Genomic DNA, 25,705 nt, shown 5'->3' on the forward strand with positions numbered 1-25,705 from the left:
CCCCACCCCCCGCCCGGCCCCGGCCCCGGCCCCGGCCCGGCCCCGGTCCGGTGATCAAGAGGTTTCGGTCACGCCAGAGCGAGTTTCTGACCGAAACCTCTTGATCACCGGGGTTGGACGGGGGCGGGGGTCGCCGAGGCGGGTTCCCGCCGGTCCGGCTCGCGCCAGTGGGCGGCGTTGGCGTCGGGAAACGCCTCCGCGCGAGGTTGGAAGAACGGTCCGTCACCGTCGGTGAGGGCGGTGACCGTGATAGACCGAGGGTACGGCTGGTCATGCTGGCAGGAATCCGCAGCGCCCCGCACGGTGATTTCCGGCCGATCGGTGCCGGCCACGGCTCCCGGGCCGAGGCCGGCTCGGTGCCGCCGACCAGTTTCCAGTACGCTCGTACTGCTTGAGCACGTGTCCCCCGAGAGGAGCGCCGGCCGATGGCGAAGATCAAGGTAAACAACCCGGTCGTGGAGCTCGACGGCGACGAGATGACCCGGATCATCTGGAAGCAGATCCGGGAGCAGCTGATCCTGCCCTACCTCGACGTCGACCTGCACTACTACGACCTGTCGATCCAGCACCGGGACGCCACCGACGACCAGGTGACCATCGACGCCGCCAACGCCATCAAGGAGCACGGCGTCGGCGTCAAGTGCGCGACCATCACCCCGGACGAGGCCCGGGTGGAGGAGTTCGGCCTCAAGAAGATGTGGCGGTCGCCGAACGGCACCATCCGCAACATCCTCGGCGGTGTCGTCTTCCGCGAGCCGATCATCATGTCCAACGTGCCCCGGCTGGTGCCCGGCTGGACCAAGCCGATCATCATCGGCCGGCACGCCCACGGTGACCAGTACAAGGCCACCGACTTCGTGGTGCCCGGTCCGGGCACGGTGACCATCAGTTACACCCCGGCCGACGGCGGCGCCCCGATGGAGCTGGAGGTCGCCAACTTCCCCGGCGGCGGCATCGCCATGGGCATGTACAACTACGACGAGTCGATCCGGGACTTCGCCCGCGCCTCGTTCCGGTACGGCCTGGACCGCAACTACCCGGTCTACCTGTCCACCAAGAACACCATCCTCAAGGCGTACGACGGCCGGTTCAAGGACCTCTTCGCCGAGGTGTTCGAGACCGAGTTCAAGGACGAGTTCGCCGCCGCCGGCATCACCTACGAGCACCGGCTCATCGACGACATGGTCGCCGCCGCGCTCAAGTGGGAGGGCGGCTACGTCTGGGCCTGCAAGAACTACGACGGCGACGTGCAGTCCGACACCGTCGCGCAGGGCTTCGGCTCGCTCGGCCTGATGACCTCGGTGCTGCTCTCCCCGGACGGTCGTACCGTCGAGGCGGAGGCCGCGCACGGCACGGTCACCCGGCACTACCGGCAGTACCAGAAGGGCGAGAAGACCTCGACCAACCCGATCGCCTCGATCTACGCCTGGACCCGGGGCCTGGCCCACCGGGGCAAGCTGGACGGCACCCCGGCGGTCACCGAGTTCGCCGACACCCTGGAGCAGGTCATCGTCGACACCGTCGAGGCCGGCCAGATGACCAAGGACCTTGCACTGCTCATCTCGCGGGACGCTCCGTGGCAGACCACCGACGAGTTCATGAACACCCTCGACGAGAACCTGGCGCGCAAGATCGGCGCCTGATCCTCGCCCGTACCCACGGAACCCGCCGGCAGCCCGCCGGCGGGTTCCGTCGTACCGGCCGACCCACCCGGCCCCCTGACCCCACCCGGCCCCTGACCCCACCCGTCCCCACCCCACCCGGCATGGCCGCCCCCGCCCCTGCCCCCGGGCCCGCCCGGCATGGTCGCGCTCGATCGTGGGAAGAGTGGCATCGATTGCCGGGGAGGCCACTTTTTCAGGATCCAGGGCGATGCCCTCCCGGAGGGCGGGGTGATCGGGTGGGCCGGCGAGGGCCGCTGCCCCCTATCGGGTGAGCGCGCGTCGCTCTCGTCACCGGGGATGGTGACAGGTCGTTGAGCGGGGTGGACGTGGTGCCAGTCGCGTCCAGGAGAGGTTGTCCGTGGTCGCCGTGGCAATGACCACCGACCGGCCAGCCTTCCCGGCTGTTCGCACAGCCAGCCGTCCCTTCCCCGCGGGGGGCCCTGTCCCGGGCCCCCCGCGCCCTGTTCCACGTTGTCCACGCCCTGCCCCGGCCCGGTCGGTGCTGTCCGCCCTGGTCGGTGCTGTCCGCCCCGGTCGGCCCGTTCCCGTCCCCGCTCCGGCCTTCTCGGTCCGGTCGGCACGGGTTCCGCAGAGTCGTCCTGACGACGCTGGGGGCCCTGCCGTGGCCGGCTGCTCCGGTCGGCCGTTCCCGCCCTCGTTCGCCGCTTCTCGGTCCGGCCGCTCCGGACGGCGTGCGGGTCGGTCCGGCCGCTCCGGACGGCGCGCGGGTGCGCCCGGCCGGACCGGGCAGCATGCGGGCGCGACCGGGCTACCCGGGCAGCATGCGGTGCGAGCGGGTCGGACCGGTCCGGGCCGGCTCTGGACGGCGTGCGCCCCGGCGCGGTCGGCCGGGGAGATCCGGGAGAAGGGTCAGGCGGCGCGGAGCAGTTCGGCGGCGCGCTCGGGGGCGATGTCGTTGATGAAGACCCCCATGCCGGACTCGGAGCCGGCCAGGTACTTCAGCTTGTCCTTCGCCCGGCGGACGGTGAACAACTGCAGGTGCAGGTGGCCCAGCTCCCGGTCGATCCGCACCGGTGCCTGGTGCCAGGCCGAGATGTACGGCATGGGCAGGTCGAACAGCCCGTCGAAGCGGCGCAGCACGTCCAGGTAGAGCGGCCCGAAGGCGTCCCGCTCGGCGTCGTCGAGCGCCGGGATGTCGGGAACCGGCCGATGTGGTGCGACGTGCACCTCGAACGGCCAGCGGGCTGCCGCGGGGACGTACGCCGTCCAGTGCTCGTTGGCGGTGACCACCCGGTCGCCGGTGGCCCGCTCGGTGGCGAGCACGTCGGCGTAGAGGTTGCGCCCACCGGTGCGGTCGGCGTGCCGGCGGGCCGCCGCGAGCAGCGACCGGGTACGCGGCGTGACGAACGGGTACGCGTAGATCTGGCCGTGCGGGTGGTGCAGGGTCACCCCGATCTCCACCCCCCGGTTCTCGAAGCAGAACACCTGCTCGACGCCGGGCAGCGCGCCGACCGCCGTCGTCCGGTCGGCCAGCGCGTCGAGGACCAGCCGGACCCGGCGGGGGGAGAGGCTGGCGAAGGAGGCCTGGTGGTCGTCGGTGAAGCAGACCACCTCGCAGCGGCCCTGGCCGGGGCGGACCGGGGTGAACGGGGTGATCTCGGCCGGTTCGTCGGCGATCCGCTGGCTCAGCGAGGGGAACCGGTTCTCGAAGACCGCCACGTCGTAGTCGGGCGCGGGGATCTCGCTGTGCCGCTCGCCCCGGGACGGGCACAGCGGGCACTGGTCGGCCGGCGGGAGGAAGGTCCGGGTCTGCCGGTGCACCGCCACCGCCACCCACTCGTCGGTGAGCGGGTCGTAGCGGAGTTGGGAGGCCGGCGGGGGCGGGGGCAGTTCCCGCTGGTCCGGTTGGTCCCGGAGGGCGTCGTCCCGTTCGTCGAAGTAGATCAGCTCGCGGCCGTCGGCCAACTCGATCGCCGTACGCTTCACCGCGTCGTCTCCTGCCCGGTCGCCCGGCCCGTGCCTGTCACGATCACCAATTCGCCCACTTTCTCGTCGATCACCCGGCGCGCCTCGGGGTCCAACCGGTCGTCGCTGACCAGCACGTCGGCGGCGCCCAGGCCGACGATGGAGGAGATGCCCACGGTGCCCCACTTGGTGTGGTCGGCGAGGACGACCAGCCGGTCGGCGGCCTCCACCAGGGCCCGGTCGGTCTCCGCCTCCATCAGGTTGGGGGTGGTGAAACCGGCCCGCTCGGTGATCCCGTGGACGCCGAGGAAGAGCAGATCCAGGTGGAGCGAGCGGATGGCCTCCACTGCCAGCGGGCCGACCAACGCGGCGGACGGGGTGCGTACCCCGCCGGTCAGCACCACGGTCTGGTCGGGTCGGCCGGCGGTGTGCAGGATCTCGGCCACCGGCAGGGAGTTCGTCACCACGGTCAGCCCGGGGACGTCGACCAGCCGCCGGGCCAGCTCGGCGGTGGTGGTGCCGGCGGAGAGGGCGATCGCGGCACCCGGGTGGACCAGTTCGGCGGCGTGGCCGGCGATGGCGGCCTTCTCGGTGGACTGCCGGACGGACTTGGCGTGGAAACCCGGCTCGTCGGTCGAGCCGGGCCCGGTGACGGTGGCACCGCCGTGCACCTTGGCCAGCAGGCCCTGGTCGTGCAGCGTGTCCAGGTCACGCCGGATGGTCATGTCGGAGACGCCGAACTCGGCGGCCAGCTCGGTGACCCGTACGCCACCGGCGGCCCGGACCCGGTCGAGGATGGTCGCCTGTCGCTGCCGCGCCAGCATCCGCCGCACCTCCCGGATTCTCCACACCCACACGCGCTCGAACGTGTTTCAACAAGATTGAACACTAGCGCGCAGCAGGCAGCGGCGGAAGTGGAACCCCCTCGGCTCAGGCGGGCGGACCTCCGGTCAGGCGGCCGGACACCCCCCCGGTCAGGCGGACGGCAGCCGTGGCTCCACCCACCCCGTCTCGGTCAGGTGGTGCATCACCGCCTGTACCGCCTCCTCGATGCTCTGGTCGGTGGTGTCGACCACCAGGTCGGCGTCGGTCGGCGTCTCGTAGGGGTCGTCGATCCCGGTCATGCCGGTGAGCAGGCCGGCGCGGGCACGGGCGTACAGGCCCTTGCGGTCCCGCTGCTCACAGACCTCCAGCGGGGTGGCCACGTGCACCAGCAGGAAGCCCGCCCCGGCGGACCGGGCCATCTCCCGGACGGCGGCCCGCGCCTGGGCGTACGGGGCGATCGGGCAGCAGATGCCCACCCCCCGGTGCCGGGCGATCTCGGCCGCCACCCAACCGATCCGGCGTACGTTGGCGTCCCGGTCGGCCCGGCTGAAAGTCAGCCCGGCGGACAGCTCCCGGCGCACCACGTCCCCGTCGAGCAGGGTGATCGTCCGCTCGCCCTGCTCCCGGAGCAGATCGGCCAGGCCCCGGGCGATCGTCGACTTGCCGGAACCGGAGAGCCCGGTCAGGAAGACCACCAGCCCCCGGTGCCGGCGCGGCGGGCGGGCCCGACTGAGCTCCTTGGCCACCGCCGGCGGGGTGTGCCACTCGGGCAGCGGGAACCCCCTGTCGAGCAGGTCGTCGATCTCCGCCTCGCTCAGTGCCAGCTTGCGGTTGCGCGGCGGGATGTCGTCCCGCCAGCGCCACTGGCCGTCCCGGCTGTCGTAGGCCAGCTCGCGGGGGACCAGCACCCGCAGCCCGGCGCCGGAGAGCATGCCGCCGGTGGAGAGCAGGTGGGTCACCCCGTAGGCGGCCGAGATCCGGGCCCGCAGCAGGGCGTCGCTGATCTCGTCGGTACGGCGGGGCAACGGCACCGCGACCAGGGTCGCCGGAGGCATCCGGTCCCGGGCGGCGAAGACGCTGCGGACCAGGGCCTCGGTGGGCAGCCCGCCTGCGCCGTCCTCGCCGACCGGGATCATCACCAGCAGGTGGGCCCCGAGGGTACGGGCGGCGTGCGCGATCTGCGCCAGCTGTGGCCGGTGCAGCGGCCGGTCGGCGATCACCCCGAGCACCCGGCCCGGGGGCAGCAGCGGACGTACCTCGTCCGGGCCCCGGCGCAGCCGCTGGAACGGGCCGTGCCCGCCGTCGCCGAGCCGGCGGACCGGCCCACCCAGCCCGGCCACGCCCTCGCGGACCGGCCAGACGTCGGTCACCTCCAGGGCGGCAACCGGAGCGCCCTCGCCGTCGGTGAGCACCAGCGTCCGGCGCCCCGGGTCGGCCGGGTCCAGCCCCTCGGCGACCGGGGTGGGCACCTGGAGGGTCACCGGGACCGGCCAGGAGGTGCCGTCGGCCAGCCGCCCCCGACGCTGCGACGAGGCCAGGTCGGCGCGGGTCATGAAGCCGGCCAGCGGGGTGTACGCCCCACTCAGCAGCAACTCCAGATCGGCCAGCTCACCGGGGCGCGGTGCGTACGCGGGAGTATCCCGCAACACGTCCTCGGGCAGCACTGAACCGTTGCTCATCCGTACCCCTCACTCGCCGACCGGCTCACAGTTTCTCAGCCGACCGGCGATCGGTCGAGAGCGCCACTCCACTCCCGCCCCGAAGTGGATCAACGGAGCGCCGCGCCGACCGGTCGGCGGGTGCCGCTCAACCGTTTGCGACCAGGGGCGCGGCCCCGAACGAGACGGCGAACCGCTGGCACCAGATCGCCACACTGGTCAACTCGGCGAGATCGGTGCCGGCCGGGATGGCGTACGCCTGGTCGCCCCGGTTGCCCTTGAGCCGGCCCAACTCCACCCGGCGGCCGTCGTCGAAGACGTCCCAGCCGGCCCGGCCGGGGCGTACCGGCTGGTCGGTCAGCCAGACCTTCAGGTCGGGGCCGTTGGAGGTGTCCAGGCCGACCAGTTCCAGCCGGTGCCGGCCGTCGGCGGTGCGGACGATCCGGGCGGTGCCCGAGGTGTCGTGCTCGTGGCTGACGAACTCCCCCCGGCTGAGCACCACCGGCCGGGTGCTGGTGGGGCTGCCGGCGGAGGTCCCTGTCCCTGCGGCCGGGGTGGTCGACGTGGTGCCGGCGGGGGTGGCCCCGGTGGGCGCGGTGCCGGGGGCGTCGATCGGGGTGGTGCCGGCCGGAGCGGCGTCCACCTCGGAGAGTTGTTCGTCGACCTGGTTGTCGGTCACCACCTTCCAGGGTTGGAACCAGTACAGGCCGAAGGCGGTGCCGACGCCGAGAACGGCGACGGCGACCCAGGTCAGCGGGGTACGCAACAGGCGACGGGACATGCCGCCCAGTCTCGCCGGACCACGGCGGCCGATCACCGGCCGGCGGCGTTACGAAAGCCTTACCACCGTCGGACATCCACGATCCATAGCTCGTTCATAGGTCGTTCACATCGACTTTCCGGTCCGGTCACCTTAGCTACCGGCGACCCTTTCACGATCAGAAAGCGCCCACCGCATGCGACTACGGTTCCCCCGCCGGACCCCAAGATCCGATCCGTCCACCATCGCCGAACCCTCCGCCGGAGGGCATCGTGAGTCGTCGCCCCCTCCCGGTGACACCGACCATGCCGGCCACGCCCTTCGGGCGCCGAGCAAGCTGCACGCGTTCAACCGGTACGAGATCAAGTACCTGGTCGAGACGACGAAGGTGCCGGCGTTGCGGGCCGCACTCGCCGCCCGGATGACGCCCGACGCGCACGGCGGTGACGGTGGCTACGGCGTCTGGAGCGTCTACTACGACACCACCGACCTGCGTTTCTACTGGGAGAAGATCGAAGGGCTGAAGTTCCGTCGCAAGCTGCGGGTACGCCACTACGGCGACCGGTCCGGCGTGACCGACGACGGGACCGTGCACGTCGAGATCAAGCAGCGGGTCAACCGGGTCACCCAGAAGCGCCGGATCGCCGTGCCCTACCGGGTGGCCCGCCGACTCTGCGACGAGCGCGTCATGATCGAGCACGATCCCTCCCAGCGCGGCTTCGTCGAGGAGGTGCTGGAACTCGTCTCCGGCCTCGACCTGCGCCCGGTGGCGATGACCGGCTACCAGCGTGAGGCGTTCGTCGGCCAGGGGGCCGACCTCGGCCTGCGGGTCACCCTCGACCACCGGGTACGCGGCCGGGACCGCGACTTCCACCTCGGCGCGGACGCCGAGAACCGCCTGATCATTCCGGCCTCGAAGTCGATCGTCGAGGTCAAGGCGAACGAACGGGTCCCGTACTGGCTCACCGACCTGGCCGGCCGGGCCGAGCTGTCGGTGGTGCGGGTCTCCAAGTACTGCCAGAGCGTCGAGGCGTTCGGCCGGGTGCCGCGCTCGATCTTCCACGTCCAGGATGCCGATCCCGCTGCCGACCTGGTGGCCCCCACCCCGAGAAACGAGGCCTGAACCCCGATGGACATCACGTTCCAGGACCTGTCCGGCACCTTCAGCACGGGCGACATCGCCCTCACGCTGTCGTTGTCCTTCCTGCTCAGCGCCATGATCGGCTGGGTCTACCGGGCCACCCACCGCAACGTGTCGTACAGCCAGTCGTATGTCCAGACGCTGATCATCCTGGGCATGCTGATCTCGCTGATCATGCTGGTGGTGGGCTCCAACATCGCGCGGGCCTTCGCCCTGGTCGGCGCGCTGTCGGTGGTGCGGTTCCGCAACGCCATCAAGGAGACCCGCGACGTCGGCTTCATCTTCCTGGTGATGGGCGTCGGGATGGCCTGCGGCACCCGGTTCTACAGCCTGGCCGTCGCCGCCGCCGTGGCGATCAGCCTGATCATCGTGGTGATGTACCGGTTCAACTGGTTCGCGCTCAACGTGCAGCGGCAGGTCGTCAAGGTCCAGGTCCCGGCCGGCGGCAACCACACCGCCGACATCCAGGACGTGCTGGTCCGGCACACCACCGAGTTCGAACTGGTCAGCATGGAGACGATCCGGGCCGGTGCGCTCACCGAGATGACGTACACGGTCCGGTTGAAGAAGGGCGGCGAGCCGGGCGACCTGATCAGCGCGCTCAGTGAGCGGACCTCGGGCCAACGGGTGACCGTGCTGACCGGCTACGACCAGACGGACCTGTGATGGCGCAGTCCCTGCGTACCCGGTCGGTGCTGCCGCCTCGGCTGCGTCGCCGGCTGCCGGTCCGGGTGCGGCAGAACTGGAAGCTGCTCACCACCTGCGCGGCCTTCCTCGCCGTGCTGACCCTGGTGCTGGGGACGGAACGGATCCGCCCCTACGTGACCAGCACCGGAAGCTCCGGGGGCGACGTGGTGAGCGTGGACATCCCCGGCACCGTCGACCTCTTCGACGCCGGTCGAGCGCACGAGATCTCGCTGACGTTCCGGAACGCGGACTACGAGCGGATGCTCGACGCCTACTGGAAGGAGGGCGAGAAGGAGTACGTCGAGGCCGACCTGACCGTCGACGGGACCACGATCCCCAGCGTGGGCATCCGGCTCAAGGGCAACTCGACGCTCGGCCAGCTCAGTTGGAAGGGCGAGACGCGGCCCTTCGGGGGCCGGGGTGAGGACGGCGGTGGGCCGCGACCGGGCGGCGGGTTCCCGGGCGGGCCACCCGACGGCGGGCCGCCGCAGGGCGCCGGGTTCCCCGGCGGCGGGCCGCCGGACGGTGCTGCTCCCGGCGCCCAGCAGCCCGGAGCAGGCGAGCAGGCCGGCGGTGATCAGCAGGCCGGTGGTGGTCAGTTCCCCGGTGGGATGACCCGGGCGGCGTTGAAGGCCGAGGAACCGGAGACGTTGCCGTGGCTGCTCAGCTTCGACGAGTTCGTCGACGGCCGGCGCTACCAGGGGCACCGGGAGGTGGCCGTCCGGGTGGGCGGCATGGGCGGCGGTTCGACTGTGCTCAACGAGGCCCTGTCGCTGTCGCTGCTGGACGCCACGGGTGAGGCCGCGCAGCGGTACGCGTACTCCTCGTTCAGCGTCAACGACCGGCCCACCACCGCCCGGCTGCTGGTCGAGCACCCGGACGAGCACTTCGCCGATCAGATGGACGGCACAGGGGTGCTCTACAAGTCGCTGGCCAGCGGCAGCTTCACCGACCAGGGCGACGACCCGACCGAGTACGCCGACGACTTCAAGCAGATCACCATGAAGGGCAGCCAGGACCTGCAACCGGTGATCAACCTGATCCGGTGGGTGAACTCGGCCAGCGACGAGGAGTTCGACGCGCACCTCGCCGACAGGGTGGACGTGGCGTCCTTCGCCCGGTACGTCGCGTTGCAGAACCTGCTGCTCAACTTCGACGACATGGCCGGCCCGGGGAAGAACTACTACCTCTGGTACGACCTGGGGACGAAGAAGTTCAGCGTGATCAGCTGGGACCACAACCTGACCTTCAGCGGCAACGCCAGCCAGGGCCCGCACGACAGTGGCGGGTTCGGCACGGGCCGGGGCTTCCCCGGCGCGGTCGGTGTCAACGGTGCGCCCCCGGGCCAGGCAGCACCGGGCGGGACCGGCCAGCAGCCGGGGCCGCAGGCCGGTCAGCAGGCCGGGGGGCCACCCGGGCAGCCGGCCGGGCCGGGTGCCCGGGGCGCGGACAACGAGGGTGGTGGCCCGCGCGGCGGGATGATGATGGGCCACAAGCTCAAGGAGCGCTTCCTCGCCAGCGCCGCCTTCAAGGCGACCTACGAGGACGCCTACCGGGAGCTGTACCGACAGGTCTTCGGCAGCGGGAAGGCGGCGGAGTCACTCACCGCGATCAGCACGGTGCTGAAGAAGGTCGACGGGGCGGACGCCGCCGCCGTCGACTCCGACGTGGCCCGGCTACGCACCCTCATCGGCCAGCGGACCGAGAGCCTGGGCAAGCACGAGGTGATCGCCCGGAGCTGAAGCCGACGGGACGCGGGCCGGCACCAGGCCCGCGTCCCGTCACCGACCTCAGGGCCGTCACCGACCTCAGGGCCGTCACCGACCTCAGGGAAGTCCCCGGGCGATTCCGGATACCTGCCAGGGTGGCCGCTCCCTAGGCTGGCGGACGTGACACTGATCGCGACCGAGTCGCTGACCAAGACGTACGGAGGCCGGGTCACCGCGTTGGCCGACCTGACCGTCGCGGTCGAGCCGGGGATCATCGGGCTGGTCGGCGCGAACGGCGCCGGCAAGTCCACCCTGATCAAGATCCTGCTGGGCCTGCTCCCGCCGACCAGCGGACGGGTCTCCGTGCTCGACCTCGACCCCACCACCGACCCGGCGGCGGTCCGCGCCCGGGTCGGATACATGCCCGAACACGAGGCGCTGCCACCCGACCTCTCCGCCGCCGAACTCGTCACCCACCTCGGGCGGATGAGCGGCCTGCCCCGCACGGTGGCCCGGGAGCGCGCCTCCGAGACGCTGCGCCACGTCGGCCTCTACGAGGAGCGGTACCGGCCGGTCGGGGGCTACTCCACCGGGATGAAGCAGCGGGTCAAGCTGGCCCAGGCGCTGGTGCACGACCCGGACCTGCTGCTGCTCGACGAGCCCACCAACGGCCTCGACCCCGCCGGCCGGGACGCCATGCTCGCCCTGGTCCACCGGATCGGCACCGAGTTCGGCATCTCCGTGCTGGTCTGCTCGCACCTGCTGGGCGAGGTGGAGCGGATCTGCGACACCCTGGTCGCGATCGACGGGGGCCGGTTGCTGCGCGCCGACCGGATCGACGCGATGACCTCGGCCACCGACGTGCTCGCCGTCGAGGTGAGCGAGGGCACCGACCAGTTGGCCGGCCGACTCGCCGCGCTCGACCTGCCGGTGACCCGGGACGGCCGGATGCTGCTCGTCCCGCTCGTCGACGAGCGTACCTACGACCTGATCCTCGGCGCGGTCGCCGAGCTGGACCTGCCGCTGCACCGGCTGGACCAGCGCCGGCACCGGGTGGCCGAACTCTTCGCCCCGAGGGAGCCCAGCAATGCCTGAGCCGACCGGCGTCATCCACGACATCGGCTACCAGCGCTACACCGGCCCGAGGCTGGGCCGCCGGCACGTCTTCGGCGCGCTCTACCTGCACGGCCTGCGGACGGTCTTCGGGTTGGGCCGCAGCGCCAAGGCGAAGATCTTCCCCTGGCTGGTCGTCGGCATCGTGACAGTGGTGGCCGCCGGCCTCACCGCGGTCCGCAGCCAGCTCGGCCAGGTGGTGATGACGTACGCCCAGTTCGCCGACGCGATGAGCTGGCTGGTCATCTTCTTCGTCGCGGTGGCCGCCCCCGAGCTGGTCTCCCGGGACCTGCGCAGCGGCGTACTCCCGCTGTACTTCTCCCGGCCGCTGCCGCGCGACGACTACGCGCTGGCCAAGCTGCTCTCCCTGGTCAGCGCGCTCTGGCTGCTGCTGGGCGGGCCGCAGCTGGTGATGTTCCTGGGCGCGGCGTTCACCACCTCCGACGGCCTGCGCGGAGCCTGGAACGAGCTGCTGGACCTGCTGCCCGGGTTGCTTTACGCCGGGCTGTGGGCGGTGGTCTTCGCCGCGATCGGCCTGCTGGTCGCCTCGCTCACCGGTAAGCGGGCCTTCGCCGCCGGTGGGATCGTGGCGGTCTTCCTGATGACCACCCCGATCGTCGGCGTGCTGTCGATCCTGCCGTCCCACGCGGTCAACGAGCTGGCCTTCCTCGCCTCGCCGTCGACGCTGGTCGGTGGGGTGGGCACCTGGGCGCTCGGTGACCTGCTGGTGCCCGAGGGACAGGGCGGCGGGATGCCGATCGGCAGCTTCGGCCCGGTCTACGCGATCGTCGCCGTGCTGCTGGTCACCGCCTGCACCGCCCTGCTGCTGCTGCGATACCGGAAGGTGGCCGCCCGATGACCACACTCGACACCGACGCCCGGCCGACGGTCGTCACCAGCACCCTGGACCTCGCCGGGGTCTCCCGCTGGTACGGCAACGTGGTGGCGGTCAACGACGTCACCATGCGGCTCGGCTCCGGAGTGACCGGCCTGCTCGGCCCGAACGGCGCCGGCAAGACCACCCTGCTGCACATGATGGCCGGCTTCCTCGCCCCGTCCCGGGGCACGCTCACCCTCGACGGCGAGTCGACCTGGCGTAACCCGGCCGTCTACCGCCGGCTCGGGCTGGTCAGCGAGCGGGAGGCGGTGCACTCCTTCCTCACCGCCAAGGAGTTCGTGCTGGCCAGCGCCAAGCTGCACCGGTTGCCCGACCCGGCGGCCGCCGCCCGGCGGGCGATCGAGCTGGTCGAGATGACCGACGCGCAGGACCGCCGGATCGGCACGTACTCCAAGGGGATGCGGCAGCGGACCCGGGTGGCCGCCGCGCTGGTGCACGACCCGCAGGTGCTGCTGCTCGACGAGCCGTTCAACGGGATGGACCCGCGCCAACGGTTGCACATGATGGGCCTGCTGCACTCCCTCGGCGACGCCGGGCGGACGATCCTGTTCAGCTCGCACATCCTGGAGGAGGTCGAGCAGGTCTCCGGCACGGTGCAGGTGATGGTGGCCGGTCGACTGGCCGCCTCCGGCGACTTCCGGACCATCCGCCGGCTGATGACCAACCGACCGCACGTCTTCGCGGTCCGCTCCACCGACGACCGGGCGCTGGCCGTGGCGCTGATGGCCGACCCGTCGGTCACCGGCGTCGAGCTGGACAAGACCGGCCTGACCGTACGGGCCGGCGACTACGGCGCGTTCACCCGGGCGTTGCCCAAGATCGCGCTCGCCCAGCAGATCCGGGTCCGACAGTTGACCCCCGAGGACGAGTCCCTGGAGAGCGTCTTCTCCTACCTGGTGGAGGCCTGATGTCGACCGTTTCCTGGATCACCGCCCGCGGGCTCTTCGGCCGCCGCCGGTTCCTCATGCTGCTGCCGCTGCCGGCGGTGCTGGTGCTGCTCGCCGTGCTCTGCCGGTCGCTCGGGGTGGACCCGGGTGAGTGGGGCCAGCCGGTGCTCGTCGGCCTCGGCCTGGCCGTGGTGCTGCCGGTGGTGGCGCTCATCGTCGGCACCGGCGTGCTCGGCGCGGAGATCGACGACGGCACGGTGGTGCACATCCTGACCAAGCCGCTGCCCCGCTGGCAGATCGTGCTGCCGAAACTCGCGGTGGCCGCCGGGGTCAGCGCGGCCACCGTCGCCGTGCCGCTCTACGTCGCGGGCGTGCTCGCCGACTCGGTACGCCTCGGCCTGGCCCTCGCCGCCGCCTCGGCGCTGGGCGCGCTCGCCTATTCGGCGCTGTTCCTGGCGCTCAGCCTGGTCACCCGGCGGCCGGTGCTCCTCGGCCTGGTGTACGTGCTGATCTGGGAGGGGCTGCTGGGCAACTTCGTCAGCGGCACCAAGGTGCTGTCGATCCAGCAGTGGGTGATCGCCCTGGCCGACCGGATGGCCCCCACCGCGCTGCTGTCGACCACCGTCTCGGTGCCTGTCGCGGGGGTGCTGACCGCCCTGGTGAGCATCGGCTTCACCGTGCTGGCGATCGACCGGCTCCGCTCCTTCAGCATCGCCGGCGAAACCAGCTGACGATCGACACGATGTCGGCGGTGTGGCGGTGTCCTTTCGCGGGGACACCGCCACATCAGCGAAACCGCGCCGGTCCGCCAGCCGCTCCGGTCAGAAGGCGCTGGCGATCACCAGCTCGGGGGTGCGGTCGGGAAGCAGGTCGAGGGTGGTGATCCGGCCGGCGGCGCGCACGTCGTCGGCGATCAGGGTGAGCTGGTCCAGCAGGGCGGCCGGGCCCAGCGCCTCGGCCAGCGGGATCTCCGCCCGCATCGACAGCTTGCGTTCGGACTTGGCCCGGCGGACCTGCGCCAGGGCCTCCCCGGCCAGTTGGAGCAGGGCCGGGTCACCGGTGCCGGTGATCGCCCGGTCCACCTCGTACGTGGTGGGCCAGGTGGCCCGGTGCACCGAGCCGTACCGCCACCACGACCAGACCTCCTCGGTCACGTACGGCAGCACCGGGGCGAAGAGTCGCAACTGCACCGACAGGGCGGTGGCCAGCGCCGCGCGGGCCGAGTCCGCCCCGGGCCCGGTGCCGTAGGCGCGTTCCTTCACCAACTCGATGTAGTCGTCGCAGAACCGCCAGAAGAACGCCTCGGCGGCCTGCAACGCGGCCGTGTGGTCGTACCCGTCGAAGGCGGCGGTGGCGGTGGCGACCACGGCGGAGAGTTCGGCGAGCATGGCGGTGTCCAGCGGGGTGGTCGCCGGAGTGCGCAGGGCGTCGGCGGCACCCAGCCCGAGCGCGAACTTCGACGCGTTGAGCAGCTTGGTGGCCAGCCGCCGGCCCACCTTGATCTGCGCCGGGTCGAACGCCAGGTCCATGCCGGGCCGGCCGTTGGCCGCCCAGTAGCGGACCGCGTCCGAGCCGTGCTGCTCCAGCAGCGCCATCGGGGTGACCACGTTCCCCTTGGACTTGGACATCTTCTTGCGGTCCGGGTCGAGGATCCAGCCGGAGAGCACCGCGTCCCGCCAGGGCAGCACCCCGTGTTCCAGGTGGGCGCGGACCACTGTGGCGAAGAGCCAGGTCCGGATGATCTCCTGCCCCTGCGGGCGCAGGTCCATCGGGAAGACCCGGTCGAACAGCTCCGGGTCGGTCTCCCAGCCGCCGACGATCTGCGGGGTCAACGACGAGGTGGCCCAGGTGTCCAGCACGTCCGGGTCGCCGACGAAACCGCCGGGCAGGCCGCGCTGCGATTCGTCGTAGCCCGGCGGCGGCTCACTGGACGGGTCGATCGGCAGCGACGTTTCGTCCGGTGTGAGAGGGTTGGTGTGGTCCGGCTCGCCAACGGCGTCGAGCCGGTACCACACCGGCACCGGCACCCCGAAGAAGCGTTGCCGACTGACCAGCCAGTCACCGGTCAGCCCACCCACCCAGTGCGCGTAGCGGTGTCGCATGTGCTCCGGCACCCAGCGCAGCTCGTCGCCCCGGGCCAGCAGCGCCGCCCGCAGCTCCGCGTCCCGGCCACCGTTTCGCAGGTACCACTGCCGGGTCGAGACGATCTCCAACGGCCGGTCACCGCGCTCGTAGAACTTCACCGGGTGGGTGATCTCGCGCGGCTCGCCGACCAGGTCGCCGGCCTCGCGCAGCAGCGCCACCAGGGTCCGCCGGGCGGCGTTGACCGACTGCCCGGCCAGCGCCGCGTAGGGCGCCGCCGGCACGCCGGCCGGCGGCTCGGCCAGCAGTCGACCGTCCCGGCCGATCACCACCCGGGTCGACAGGTCGAGATCCCGCCACCAGGTCACGTCGGTCAGGTCACCGAACGTACAGACCATCGCGACCCCGGTGCCCTTGCCCGGGTCCGCCAGCGGGTGCGCGCGCACCGGCACCTCCACGCCGAACACGGGGGTACGCACCGAAGTGCCCACCAGGTCGGCGTAGCGCTCGTCGTCCGGGTGGCAGACCAGCGCCACGCAGGCCGGCAGCAGCTCCGGGCGGGTGGTGTCGATGAGTACCTCCCGCCCGTCCGGCCCGGTGAACCGCAGCCGGTGGTACGCCCCCGGGCGCTCCCGGTCCTCCAGCTCCGCCTGGGCCACGGCGGTGCCGAAGCCGACGTCCCAGAGCGTCGGCGCCTCCGCCTGGTACGCCTCACCCCGGGCCAGGTTGCGCAGGAACATCCGCTGTGAGGCGGCCCGTGCCGCCCGCCCGATCGTGGTGTACGTCAACGACCAGTCCACCGACAGCCCGAGCCGCCGCCAGAGCGCCTCGAAGACCTGCTCGTCGGCGGCGGTCAACCGCCCGCACAGCTCCACGAAGTTGCGTCGGGAGATCGGCGTCGGCTCCCGACGGCGGGCCTCGGTGACCGGGGCGTCGGGCGGCTGCCACGCCGGGTCGTACGGCAGGGACGGGTCACAGCGCACCCCGTGGACGTTCTGCACCCGGCGCTCGGTGGGCAGGCCGTTGTCGTCCCAGCCCATCGGGTAGAACACGTTCCGGCCGCGCATCCGCTGGAACCGGGCCACCGTGTCGGTGTGCGTGTACGAGAAGACGTGCCCCATGTGCAGCTCGCCGGACACGGTCGGCGGCGGGGTGTCGATGGAGTACACGTCGTCGCCCCGACCGTGCCGACGCGGCGCGTCCGCCGCCGACCCGCGACCCGTTACGGTCGCCCCCGTTACGGTCGCCTTCTCCCGGTCGAACGCGTACGTGCCCTCCTCCTGCCAGCGCTGCGCCCAGCGTTCCTCGATGCCGTCCAGGGTGGGACGTTCGGGAACACCGGCGCGGGCCGTCCTCGCCGTGTCAGTCATCGGTCGATCGTAGGCATCCGCCGACGCCCCGCCCACCGGCTTTACCGGGCGTGCCGGCTACCTCGCGCCGGGTGTGCGCCGTGCGGCGCGGTGGGTGTGCGGCGCGGGCGCGGGGCGGGCCCGGGTGGTCTACCGGTTCGCGGAGGCGGCCGGCGGGGCGAGCAGCGGGCCCTTGGTGGCGATCTGGAAGTCGAGCCCGGTGCGACCGTTGACCCGGTCGAGGATGACCGAGACCGGCGCGTAGGTGTTCTTCTCGTCCGGGTTGGTGCAGGGGCCCTCGCCGTCGTCACCGTTGCTCAGGATGCCCAGCGCCCGCCCGTCGGACTCGGTGAACAGCGGACCTCCGCTGTCCCCCGGCCGGGCGCACACCCGCACGTCGATCCCGCCGCTGGCCTTGCCGATGACCTCGCCACAGCGGGTGCCCGGCAGGAAGCCGGCCCCGGCCCCCGAGTCGACGTACTGCTCGCCGGCCTTCGGGGTGTACGCCGACCCGGTGGCGCAGACCACCCAACCGGCCTGCACCGCGCCGTACGACGTGACGCCGGTGACCGGCACGTCGCGGCTGCCCTTGCTGGCGCAGGCCGGATTGTCCGCCACGCACCAGTAGTTGACCAGGCTGGGCGTGTTGCCCACACCCCGCCTCGGGTACGCCCAGCGGGTCGTCGCCCCCTTGGCGTACGGCAGGACCGCGTAGTCGTAGGGGAAGGCGTTCTCGGCCAGCACCGGAGCGGTCGACTCCAGACCCACAGGCACCTTCGGGCCGAGGAACTGGTGCCAGGTGTCGTCGACACGCTGGTGCCGGCCGCCGACCACGCAGTGCCCGGCGGTCAGCACGTAGTACTGCCCGGACTTCGCCCGGACGTTGAAGCCGGTGGTGCAACCGCCGACGGTGCCGTCGTCGCGGGGCACGTCCAGCCGGATGCCGCCGCGCATCGGCGCCTCGGCGCAGTAGCGCGGGTCGCACGCCTTGGGGATCGAGGAGCCGTCGAGCCGGGACTGGGCCCGGACCGGCACCCCGCCCGCGCCGAGCACGCCGGCCAGTCGGGCGTCGTCGGCCGGCACCGTGTCGCCGGTGAGCACCAGCACCTCGTTGGCCCGCTCGTCGACAAGCACGTCCTGCCCGGCGGTGACGCCCAGCGACCCGGCCACCCGACTGGCCGCCGCGTCGAGGTCGCGCCGGGAGTGGCGGACCGGCACGACGGTGACGTGCCGGGCATCCGGCAGGCCGGCGACCGCCTCGGTGACCGGGGCCGGGTCGGTGGCGGCGATGGTGAGCACCCCACCACCGGCCTGGTCCAGCCACATCCCCGCGTACGAGCCGGGGAAGCGGGCGGCGAGGATGTCGGCCAGCGGCGCGGACAGCTCCTGGAGGGCGAGCCGGCGGGCGGCCTCGCCCGGGGCGACCCGGTAACGCTCGCTCAGGTAGCTCACCGAGGCGGGGGCGGCCTGCGCCACCTGCGTCGCCGGACGGGTCACCACCGGTGCCGGGCGGGGGGCCGCCGGCGCTGCCGCCCGGCCACCGGTGCCGGTGCGGGTCGCCGCCGGGGCCTCCTCGGCGACCGGGGCCACCCCGGCGGCCCAGGCCCCACCGTTCGATTCGTGGACCGGGCCGGTGGCCCCGTCCACGGCCAGCGCCACCCCTGTCGTCCCCGCCATGCCCAGCGCCACTGCCGCCGCCAGCACCATTCGTCCGCGAATCCGCACGCCGCAACCTCCCCGTATGCCCGGCGATGCGATCGGCCCCACCACGCCCGTCCGCCGGTGGGACCGGTGGAAACGGGGGCGAGACCCATCGATGCGGGCAGAGTCTATCCGGCACGCGGCCCACCGGCTGCCCCGGAGCGGTGCCGGACGGCCCGTCAGACCAGCGAGTCGCGCCACTGCCGGTGCAGCGCGGCGTACCGGCCACCGGTGGTGACGAGCAGGCCCGGTGGGCCGTCCTCGACGATCCGTCCGGAGTCGACAACCAGCACCCGGTCGGCGGTCTCCACAGTGGAGAGCCGGTGCGCGATCACCAGCGCGGTGCGGTCCCGCAGCACGGTGGCCAGCGCCTGCTGCACCAACCGCTCGGTCGGCACGTCCAGCGACGAGGTCGCCTCGTCGAGGATCAGCACCCGGGGGTCGGCCAGGAACGCGCGGGCGAACGCGACGAGCTGCCGTTGCCCGGCGGAGAGCCGCCCGCCGCGCCGGTGCACGTCGGTGTCGTACCCGTCGGGCAGGGCGGCGATGAAATCGTGCGCGCCGATCGCCCGCGCCGCCGCCTGCACCGCCGCGTCGGTGGCGTCCGGCCGGCCGAACCGGATGTTCTCCGCCACCGAGCCGCCGAACAGGTGGTTCTCCTGGGTCACCAGCACCACCGCGCGCCGCAGCTCGGCGTCGACCAGCTCCCGCAGGTCGACGCCGTCCAGCTCGACCGTGCCGTCGTCCGGATCGTGGAACCGGGCGAGCAGCTTCGCCACCGTCGACTTGCCGGCACCGGTCGGGCCGATCAGGGCCACCGTCTGCCCGGCCGGCACGGCCAGATCCAGCCCGGCCAGGATCGGCGCCTGCGGCCGGTAGCCGAACCGGACCGCGCGGAACGTCACCGCGCCCCGGCCCGGCCCGGCCGGCAGCGGCACCGGTGACGCCGGTTCGGGCACCCCGGGACGCTCATCCAGCACCCCGGCCAGCTTCTCCAGCGCGGCCGTCGCGGACTGCAGCGAGTTGTAGAACTGGCTGAGCTCCTGCATCGGCTCGAAGAACCGGCGCAGATAGAGCAGGAACGCGGCGAGCACCCCCACCTCGGTGTCGCCGCCGAGCACCCGCCAGCCGCCGTACCCGAGCACCAGCGCGACGGTGACGTTGCCGATCACCTTGATCCCCGGCGAGTACGTGGCGATCAGCCGGAACCCGAGCAGGCTGGCCCCCCGGTACTCGTCGTTGACCGTCCCGAAGATCTGCTGGTTGCGCGGCTCCCGGCGGAACGCCTGCACCGCGCGGATACCGCGCAGCGACTCGACGAAGTGGACGATCACCAGGGCCATCGCCTCCCGGCTGTGCCGGTAGGCGTGCGCCGAGGCGCGGGCGAACCAGCGGGACAGCCAGAACAGGAACGGGAACGCCAGCAGGGTCAGCGCCGCCAGTGGCAGGTCCAACCAGAGCAGGATGGCGGCGACCGACAGGACCGACAGCGCGGCGGCGACCAGGGTGTCGATCCCGCCGTCGACCAGTTCGGCGATGGAGTCCACGTCGCTGGTGAGCCGGGACACCACCCGACCCGAGGTGTAGCGCTCGTGGAAGCCGACCGACAGGGTCAGCAGGTGGCCGTACACCCGCTGGCGGAGCTGGAGCAGGACGGCCTGGCCGATCCGGGCGGAGCGGGTGAGGTAGCCGCGCCGGGCGGCGTACTCGGTGACGGCCGCGACGGTGAACGCGCCCGCGACGGCGGCCAGCGGACCCGGGTCGCCGGCCCGCAGCGGGGGCACCGCCCGGTCGATGCCGAGCATGACCAGGTAGGGCCCGGCCATCGCGGCGGTGTTCTGGGCGAGCAGCAGGGCCACCGCCGCGCCGAGCGGTCGACGGAGCGGCCGGAGCAGGTCCCGCAGCAGCGCCCGGCTCCGAGCGCGCAGCCTGGCGACGGCCTCGGGTGAGTCGTCCTCGGCCCGGCTGCGGTCGGCGTCCGGGTCGGTCGCCAGCCCACGCCAGCGCGACAGCGCGCCGATGGACCGGCCGTCGCTCCCGGCCGGAATGTGCTGTCGGGGCGGGCGACGGCTCACGAACGCACCAGGCCCGGAGTCGCCGAGGGCTCGGCGGCGAGCACCGCCCGGTACGCCGGCACCGTGGCCAGCAGCTCGGAGTGCCGCCCGACGGCGACGATCCGGCCCCCGTCGAGCAGCGCCACCCGGTCGGCCAGTGCCACGGTCGACGGTCGGTGCACCACCAGCAGCGCGGTGGTCTCCCGCAGCACCCGGCGCAACGCCGCCTCGACAAGCGCCTCGGTCTGCACGTCCAGGGCGGAGAGCGGGTCGTCCAGGACCAGCAGCGCCGGCCGGCCGAGCACCGCGCGGGCCAGCGCCAGCCGTTGCCGCTGCCCACCGGAGAGCGACAGGCCCTGCTCGCCCACCCGGGTCGCCAACCCCCACGGCAGCTCGTACGCGAAGTCGGCCTGGGCCAGCGTCAACGCGGCCCGGACCTGGTCGGCGTCGGCGTCCGGGCAGCCCAGGGTGAGGTTCTCCCAGACCGACATGGAGAACAGGGTCGGCTCCTCGAAGGCCACCCCGACCAGCCGGCGCAGCGCGTCCAGCCGCAGCGCCCGCAGGTCGTGCCCGTCCAGGGTGATCCGGCCGTCGGTCACGTCGTACAACCGGGGGACCAGGGAGAGCAGCGTGCTCTTGCCGCAGCCGGTCGCCCCGACCAGGGCCAGCGTCTCGCCCGGCTCGACGGTCAGCTCGATCTCCCGCAGCACCGGCTCCGGGCTGCCCGGATAACGGAACGACACCCCCTCGAAGCGGAGCCGGCCGCGGATCGCCGACCGGGCCAGCGCGACGGCGTCCGGAGCGTCCACGATCGACGGAGGGGTGTCCAGCACCTCCTGGATCCGGTCCGCCGCGGTCGCCGCCTCCTGCCCGTTGGCGATGATCCAGCCGAGCGACTGCACCGGCCAGATCAGCATCAGCTGGAGGCTGACGAAGGCGACCAGCTCGCCGACGGTCAGCGCGTCCCGGGCGACGAGCGTCGCGCCGCCGACCAGCACCGCGCCCAGGGTCAGGTTGGGCACCAGGTCGAACAGGGCCGAGGCGCGGGCCTGCATGGCACCCTTGCCGACCCCGGTGTCGTGCAGCGCGCTGGTCCGCCGGGCGAACCGTTCGGCCAGTTCCGGCCCCCGCCCGTACGCCTTCATGGTGCGCAGCCCCTGCGCGGTCTCCTCGACCAGGGTGGCCACGTCGCCCTGCTGGTCCTGCATCCGCCGGGAGACCGCGTGGTAGCGCCTGCCGAACCGGCGGCTGATCACGAACAGCGGCACCGCGCTGGCCGCCACCAGCAGACCCAGCGGCCCGTGCAACCGCACCAGGAGGATCACCACGGCGACGTAGGTGACCAGGTTGAGCACCAGGAAGAGCAGGCCGAAGGAGAGGAACCGGCGCAGCACCGACAGGTCACTGGTGGCCCGGGACAGCAGTTGCCCGGACTGCCAGCGGTCGTGGAAACCGGCCGGCAGCCGTTGCAGGTGGGCGTAGAGGTCGGCGCGGATGGTCGCCTCCATGCCGGCCGACGAGGAGGACTGGCTCCACCGCCGGATGAAGATCAGCACCGCCTCGACCAGCCCGAGCAGCAGGGCCAGCCCGCCGAGCCGCAGCAACCCGGCCGGGTCGTGCCGGGCCACCGGCCCGTCCACCACCCGCTGCACCACCAGGGGTACGGCGAGACCGGCCCCGGTGGCCGCCAGCGCGGCCAGCAGCAACAGGGCGTACGCGGGGGCGTACGGGCGCAGGTAGCGGCGCAGCCGCCAGAGGTTGCGCAGCGGCCGGACCCGGCCGTCCACCCTCGGGGCCGGGTCGCCGTCGCACGGCGCGGGCACCATCCGACCGTAGCGTCGAACGGTGTCGATGCCGCTGTCGGCTTGTGTCAGTTTGCCGTCAGCCGCCGCTCATGACCGAGCAACCACGTCTTCACCGCCAACCCGTACCGGTAGCCGCCGAGGGTCCCGTCGGTGCGTAGCACCCGGTGGCAGGGGACGAAGAGGGCGGCGGCGTTGCGGGCGCAGGCGGCGGCCGCCGCCCGGACCGCGGCGGGCCGGCCGGCCAGTGCGGCGTACGCGGTGTAGGTGATCGGCTCGCCGGGCTTGACGTCGCGCAGCACGGTCCAGGCGTGGGTCAGGAACGCCCCGCCGCTGTGCTGGGTCACCGGCACCTCGTCGATCGCGGTCAGCTCGCCGTCGAGGTAGGCGTGCACGGCGGCGGTCACCGGGCCGAGGTCGGCGTGCGGCCGGAGCGGGCCGCGCAGGCTCGGGTGCACGAGCGGCAGCAGGCTCTCCGGCGCGGTGGTGAAGCCGGCGGCCCGGACCGCGCCGTCCGGGCCGACCAGCACGCTCAGCGGGCCGGCCGGGGTGTCCATGGTGGTGGTGCCGATTGCCGTCGTGCCGGTGGTCGTCATGCCGCTCTCCAGAGTCTGATCGTCGCGTACGACCGCCAGGGTCGCCAGCGCTCGGCGTACGTGTCGAGGGTGGTGGGGGTGTGGGGCAGGCCGAGGGCGGCGGCGCCCCGGCGTACCGCGAGGTCGGTGCAGAGCAGCACGTCCGGGTCGCCGAGGGCGCGCATGGCCAGGTAGCCGGCCGTCCACGGCCCGATTCCGGGCAGCGCGGTCAACCGTCGTACGGTCTCCGCCCGGTCCCCGCCCGGCTCCAGGTCGACCTCCCCGGCGGCGACCGCCCGGGCCAATGCCCGGATCGTCTCCCGCCGCGCGACCGGCATCCCGAACGCCGCGTCCGGCAACCCCGCCACCTCCTCCGCCCCCGGAAACCCCCGCACCTCCCCCCACCCCCCACCAACCACTCCGAGCCCTCCGAGCCCTCCGAGCTCGCCGGGTTCGCCACGGTGATCAAGAGGTTTGGGGCAGGTCCGGGCGGGATGTTGACCCGAACCTCTTGATCAGCGGGGTCTGGCGGCTTGATCAGTGGGAGCTGGCTGCTTGATCGGCGGGGGCGGTGCGGGGCGGGCTGCCGGGGGTGGCAGGCCGGATTGTGTGCGCGGGGCACGTTTCGGTGGTGGGGGCCGGTGTGGATGATGGCGCTGGCAGGTAGGCAAGATGGCGTCACGGCCCGGGGCACAGTGCCGTGCGGGGCCTCAGGGAGGGTGGAGCGGTGGGTGACGTGCTGTGGACGCCGCCGGCGGACGTACGCGAGCGGTCCCGGATCGGGGGCTACCTGCGGTGGCTGCGGGAGCACCGGGGGCTGGACTTCGCCGACTACGACGCGCTGTGGCAGTGGTCGGTCACCGATCTGGACGCCTTCTGGCGCTCGATCTGGGACCACTTCGAGGTGGTGGCGCACACCCCGCCGACGGCGACCCTGTCTGATCCGGCGATGCCGGGTGCCCGGTGGTTCCCCGGCGCGACGCTCAACTACGCCGAGAACGTGCTGCGGATGCCAGGTCGGGCCGACGCCGACCCGGTGGTGGTCGCGCACTCCCAGACCCGTCCGCCGGTCACCCTGACCGCCGCCGAACTGCGCGAACAGGTCCGTCGGGTGGCGGCCGGGCTGCGCCGGCTCGGCGTGGTCGCCGGGGACCGGGTGGCCGCGTACGCGCCGAACATCCCCGAGACGTACGTGCTGCTGCTGGCGACCAGCAGCCTGGGGGCGATCTTCTCGTCCTGCGCCCCGGAGTTCGGTACCCGTAGCGTCGTCGACCGCTGGCAGCAGATCGCGCCGAAGGTCCTGGTGGCCGTGGACGGCTACCGGTACGGCGACAAGCCTGTCGACCGACGCGCCGAGGTGGCCGCCATCCGGGCCGCCCTGCCGTCGCTGACCAATACCGTCGACATCCCCTATCTGCACCCGCTGGCCCCCGCCGACCCTGCTTCCGTCAGCCCTGCCGCTGCCGGTCCTGCCGCTGCCGGCTCTGTCCCGGCCAGCCCTGTCGGCCCCATCGGCTCTGTCCCGGCCAGCCCGGCCAACCCCGTCGGCTCTGTCTCGGCCAGCCCTGACGGCCCCGCCGATCGCACGGAGGCCGCGCCGGACGGCGTACCCCAGGATGGCCTGAGCTGGGCCGAGTTGGCGGCGGAGACCGACGAGCCGCTGACCTTCACGCCGGTGCCGTTCGACCACCCGCTCTACGTGCTCTACTCCTCCGGCACCACCGGCCTGCCGAAGCCGATCGTGCACGGGCACGGCGGCATCCTGCTGGAACACCTCAAGATGCTGGCCCTGCACCATGATCTCGGCCCGGCCGACCGGTTCTTCTGGTTCACCACCACCGGCTGGATGATGTGGAACTTCCTGGTCTCCGGGCCGGCCGTCGGGACGACGATCGTGCTGTTCGACGGCAACCCCGGCCACCCCGACCTCGGCTCGCTGTGGCGGCTGGCCGAGGAGACCGGCACCACGTACTTCGGCACGTCCGCGCCGTTCCTGCTGGCCTGCCGCAAGGCCGGCCTGGTGCCCAGCGAGATCGCCGACCTGTCCGCGCTGCGCGGGGTCGGTTCCACCGGTGCGCCGCTGCCCGCCGAGGGCTTCACCTGGGTGTACGAGACGGTCGGCACCGACCTCCAACTCCAGTCGCTGTCCGGCGGGACGGACGTCTGCACCGGCTTCGTCGGCGGGGTGCCGCTGCTACCGGTGTACGCCGGTGAGATCACCTGCCGGGCGCTCGGGGCGAAGGTGGAGGCCCGTTCGGCCGACGGCACCCCGGTGCTCGGGGAGCTGGGCGAACTGGTGATCACCGCGCCGATGCCGAGCATGCCTGTGGGATTCTGGAACGACCCGGACGGCCGCCGCTACGCCGAGGCGTACTTCGACGTCTATCCCGGGGTATGGCGGCACGGCGACTGGATCACCATCAACGAGCGGGGCGGGTGCGTGATCACCGGTCGCTCCGACGCCACCCTCAACCGGGGCGGGGTACGCCTCGGCACGGCCGAGTTCTACTCGGTGGTGGAGAGCCTCGACGAGGTCGTCGACTCGGTGGTGGTGCACCTGGAGGACGACGAGGGCGGTGCGGGGGAGTTGCTGCTGTTCGTGGTGCTCGCCGAGGGCCTGGAGCTCGACGACGCGCTACGCCGCAAGATCGCCCGCGAGCTGCGTACCGCGCTGTCGCCCCGGCACATCCCCGACGAGATCCACCAGGTCAGGGCGGTCCCGCGCACCCTGTCGTCCAAGAAACTGGAGGTGCCGGTCAAGAAGATCCTCACCGGCACCCCGGTCGACTCGGCCGCCGCCAAGGGCGCCCTGGCCAACCCCGAGTCCCTCGCCGCCTTCGCCACCTTCGCCCAATCCCGCCCCACCCCGTAACC

At 72.7% G+C, this 25,705-nt stretch carries 18 protein-coding genes and 1 pseudogene; 9 read left to right on the forward strand and 10 right to left on the reverse strand.

Features of this window, described 5'->3' with window-relative positions; translation table 11 throughout:
- Positions 1-425: 425 nt before the first annotated feature.
- A complete protein-coding gene (locus AC0AIB_RS27690) occupies positions 426-1,643 on the forward strand; it encodes an NADP-dependent isocitrate dehydrogenase (protein ID WP_328343060.1) in 1,218 nt (405 codons plus the stop codon).
- Between the two features lie 891 nt (positions 1,644-2,534).
- On the opposite strand, the gene galT is transcribed toward AC0AIB_RS27690, so the two are convergent.
- The 4 genes from galT to AC0AIB_RS27710 form a co-directional block, all read right to left on the reverse strand.
- Positions 2,535-3,611: a galactose-1-phosphate uridylyltransferase gene (gene galT / locus AC0AIB_RS27695; RefSeq protein ID WP_328343062.1), complete on the reverse strand. Its 1,077-nt coding sequence runs from the start codon at positions 3,609-3,611 to the stop codon at positions 2,535-2,537.
- Positions 3,608-4,414 carry a DeoR/GlpR family DNA-binding transcription regulator gene (locus tag AC0AIB_RS27700; protein ID WP_328343064.1) on the reverse strand — a complete coding sequence of 269 codons (807 nt, stop codon included), beginning with the start codon at positions 4,412-4,414 and terminating at the stop codon, positions 3,608-3,610. The genes galT and AC0AIB_RS27700 overlap by 4 nt, the downstream gene beginning before the upstream one ends.
- Before the next feature lie 150 nt (positions 4,415-4,564).
- Complete coding sequence (cysC, locus tag AC0AIB_RS27705; protein WP_328343065.1) at positions 4,565-6,094, reverse strand: adenylyl-sulfate kinase; 1,530 nt, start codon at positions 6,092-6,094, stop codon at positions 4,565-4,567.
- A gap of 127 nt (positions 6,095-6,221) precedes the next feature.
- Complete coding sequence (locus tag AC0AIB_RS27710) at positions 6,222-6,854, reverse strand: DM13 domain-containing protein (protein WP_328343066.1); 633 nt, start codon at positions 6,852-6,854, stop codon at positions 6,222-6,224.
- Between the two features lie 175 nt (positions 6,855-7,029).
- Here AC0AIB_RS27710 and AC0AIB_RS27715 point away from each other — a divergent pair, with 175 nt between their 5' ends.
- The 7 genes from AC0AIB_RS27715 to AC0AIB_RS27745 all read left to right on the forward strand — a co-directional run bounded on the left by AC0AIB_RS27715 (position 7,030) and on the right by AC0AIB_RS27745 (position 13,999).
- Positions 7,030-7,956, forward strand: coding sequence for a polyphosphate polymerase domain-containing protein (locus tag AC0AIB_RS27715; protein ID WP_328343067.1), 927 nt, complete (start codon positions 7,030-7,032; stop codon positions 7,954-7,956).
- A gap of 6 nt (positions 7,957-7,962) precedes the next feature.
- Positions 7,963-8,640: a DUF4956 domain-containing protein gene (locus tag AC0AIB_RS27720; protein WP_465097791.1), complete on the forward strand. Its 678-nt coding sequence runs from the start codon at positions 7,963-7,965 to the stop codon at positions 8,638-8,640.
- Positions 8,640-10,403: a CotH kinase family protein gene (locus AC0AIB_RS27725; protein ID WP_465097792.1), complete on the forward strand. Its 1,764-nt coding sequence runs from the start codon at positions 8,640-8,642 to the stop codon at positions 10,401-10,403. Before AC0AIB_RS27720 ends, AC0AIB_RS27725 begins: the two co-directional genes overlap by 1 nt.
- A 204-nt stretch (positions 10,404-10,607) precedes the next feature.
- On the forward strand, positions 10,608-11,465 hold the full coding sequence (locus AC0AIB_RS27730; RefSeq protein ID WP_442930864.1) for an ABC transporter ATP-binding protein: 858 nt from the start codon (positions 10,608-10,610) through the stop codon (positions 11,463-11,465).
- Positions 11,458-12,342, forward strand: coding sequence for an ABC transporter permease (locus tag AC0AIB_RS27735; RefSeq protein WP_328343075.1), 885 nt, complete (start codon positions 11,458-11,460; stop codon positions 12,340-12,342). Before AC0AIB_RS27730 ends, AC0AIB_RS27735 begins: the two co-directional genes overlap by 8 nt.
- Entirely contained in the window at positions 12,339-13,289 is a 951-nt protein-coding gene (locus tag AC0AIB_RS27740; RefSeq protein WP_465097793.1) for an ABC transporter ATP-binding protein, read from the forward strand. The genes AC0AIB_RS27735 and AC0AIB_RS27740 overlap by 4 nt, the downstream gene beginning before the upstream one ends.
- Positions 13,289-13,999: an ABC transporter permease gene (locus tag AC0AIB_RS27745; RefSeq protein ID WP_328343079.1), complete on the forward strand. Its 711-nt coding sequence runs from the start codon at positions 13,289-13,291 to the stop codon at positions 13,997-13,999. The genes AC0AIB_RS27740 and AC0AIB_RS27745 overlap by 1 nt, the downstream gene beginning before the upstream one ends.
- Positions 14,000-14,089: 90 nt before the next feature.
- Here AC0AIB_RS27745 and valS read toward each other — a convergent pair whose 3' ends face one another.
- From valS to AC0AIB_RS27775, 6 genes and pseudogenes are all read right to left on the reverse strand, one after another.
- Entirely contained in the window at positions 14,090-16,720 is a 2,631-nt protein-coding gene (valS, locus tag AC0AIB_RS27750; protein WP_465097794.1) for a valine--tRNA ligase, read from the reverse strand.
- A 129-nt stretch (positions 16,721-16,849) separates the two neighbouring features.
- A complete protein-coding gene (locus AC0AIB_RS27755; RefSeq protein ID WP_465097795.1) occupies positions 16,850-18,424 on the reverse strand; it encodes a trypsin-like peptidase domain-containing protein in 1,575 nt (524 codons plus the stop codon).
- Positions 18,425-18,579: 155 nt separating this feature from the next.
- Complete coding sequence (locus tag AC0AIB_RS27760) at positions 18,580-20,448, reverse strand: ABC transporter ATP-binding protein (RefSeq protein WP_465097796.1); 1,869 nt, start codon at positions 20,446-20,448, stop codon at positions 18,580-18,582.
- Between the two features lie 23 nt (positions 20,449-20,471).
- The gene (locus AC0AIB_RS27765) at positions 20,472-22,277 is read right to left on the reverse strand and encodes an ABC transporter ATP-binding protein (RefSeq protein WP_328343085.1); all 1,806 of its coding nucleotides are present in this window, start codon (positions 22,275-22,277) and stop codon (positions 20,472-20,474) included.
- A gap of 47 nt (positions 22,278-22,324) precedes the next feature.
- A complete protein-coding gene (locus AC0AIB_RS27770; RefSeq protein WP_328343087.1) occupies positions 22,325-22,852 on the reverse strand; it encodes a methylated-DNA--[protein]-cysteine S-methyltransferase in 528 nt (175 codons plus the stop codon).
- Positions 22,849-23,238: pseudogene (locus tag AC0AIB_RS27775) on the reverse strand (DNA-3-methyladenine glycosylase family protein); the annotation flags it as partial. The pseudogene AC0AIB_RS27775 and the gene AC0AIB_RS27770, both read right to left, overlap by 4 nt.
- A gap of 329 nt (positions 23,239-23,567) precedes the next feature.
- On the opposite strand from AC0AIB_RS27775, the gene AC0AIB_RS27780 reads away from it, so the two are divergent.
- Entirely contained in the window at positions 23,568-25,703 is a 2,136-nt protein-coding gene (locus AC0AIB_RS27780; RefSeq protein ID WP_465097797.1) for an acetoacetate--CoA ligase, read from the forward strand.
- The last annotated feature ends 2 nt before the right edge of the window (positions 25,704-25,705 follow it).

Source organism: Micromonospora sp. DSM 43699 (assembly GCF_055517075.1).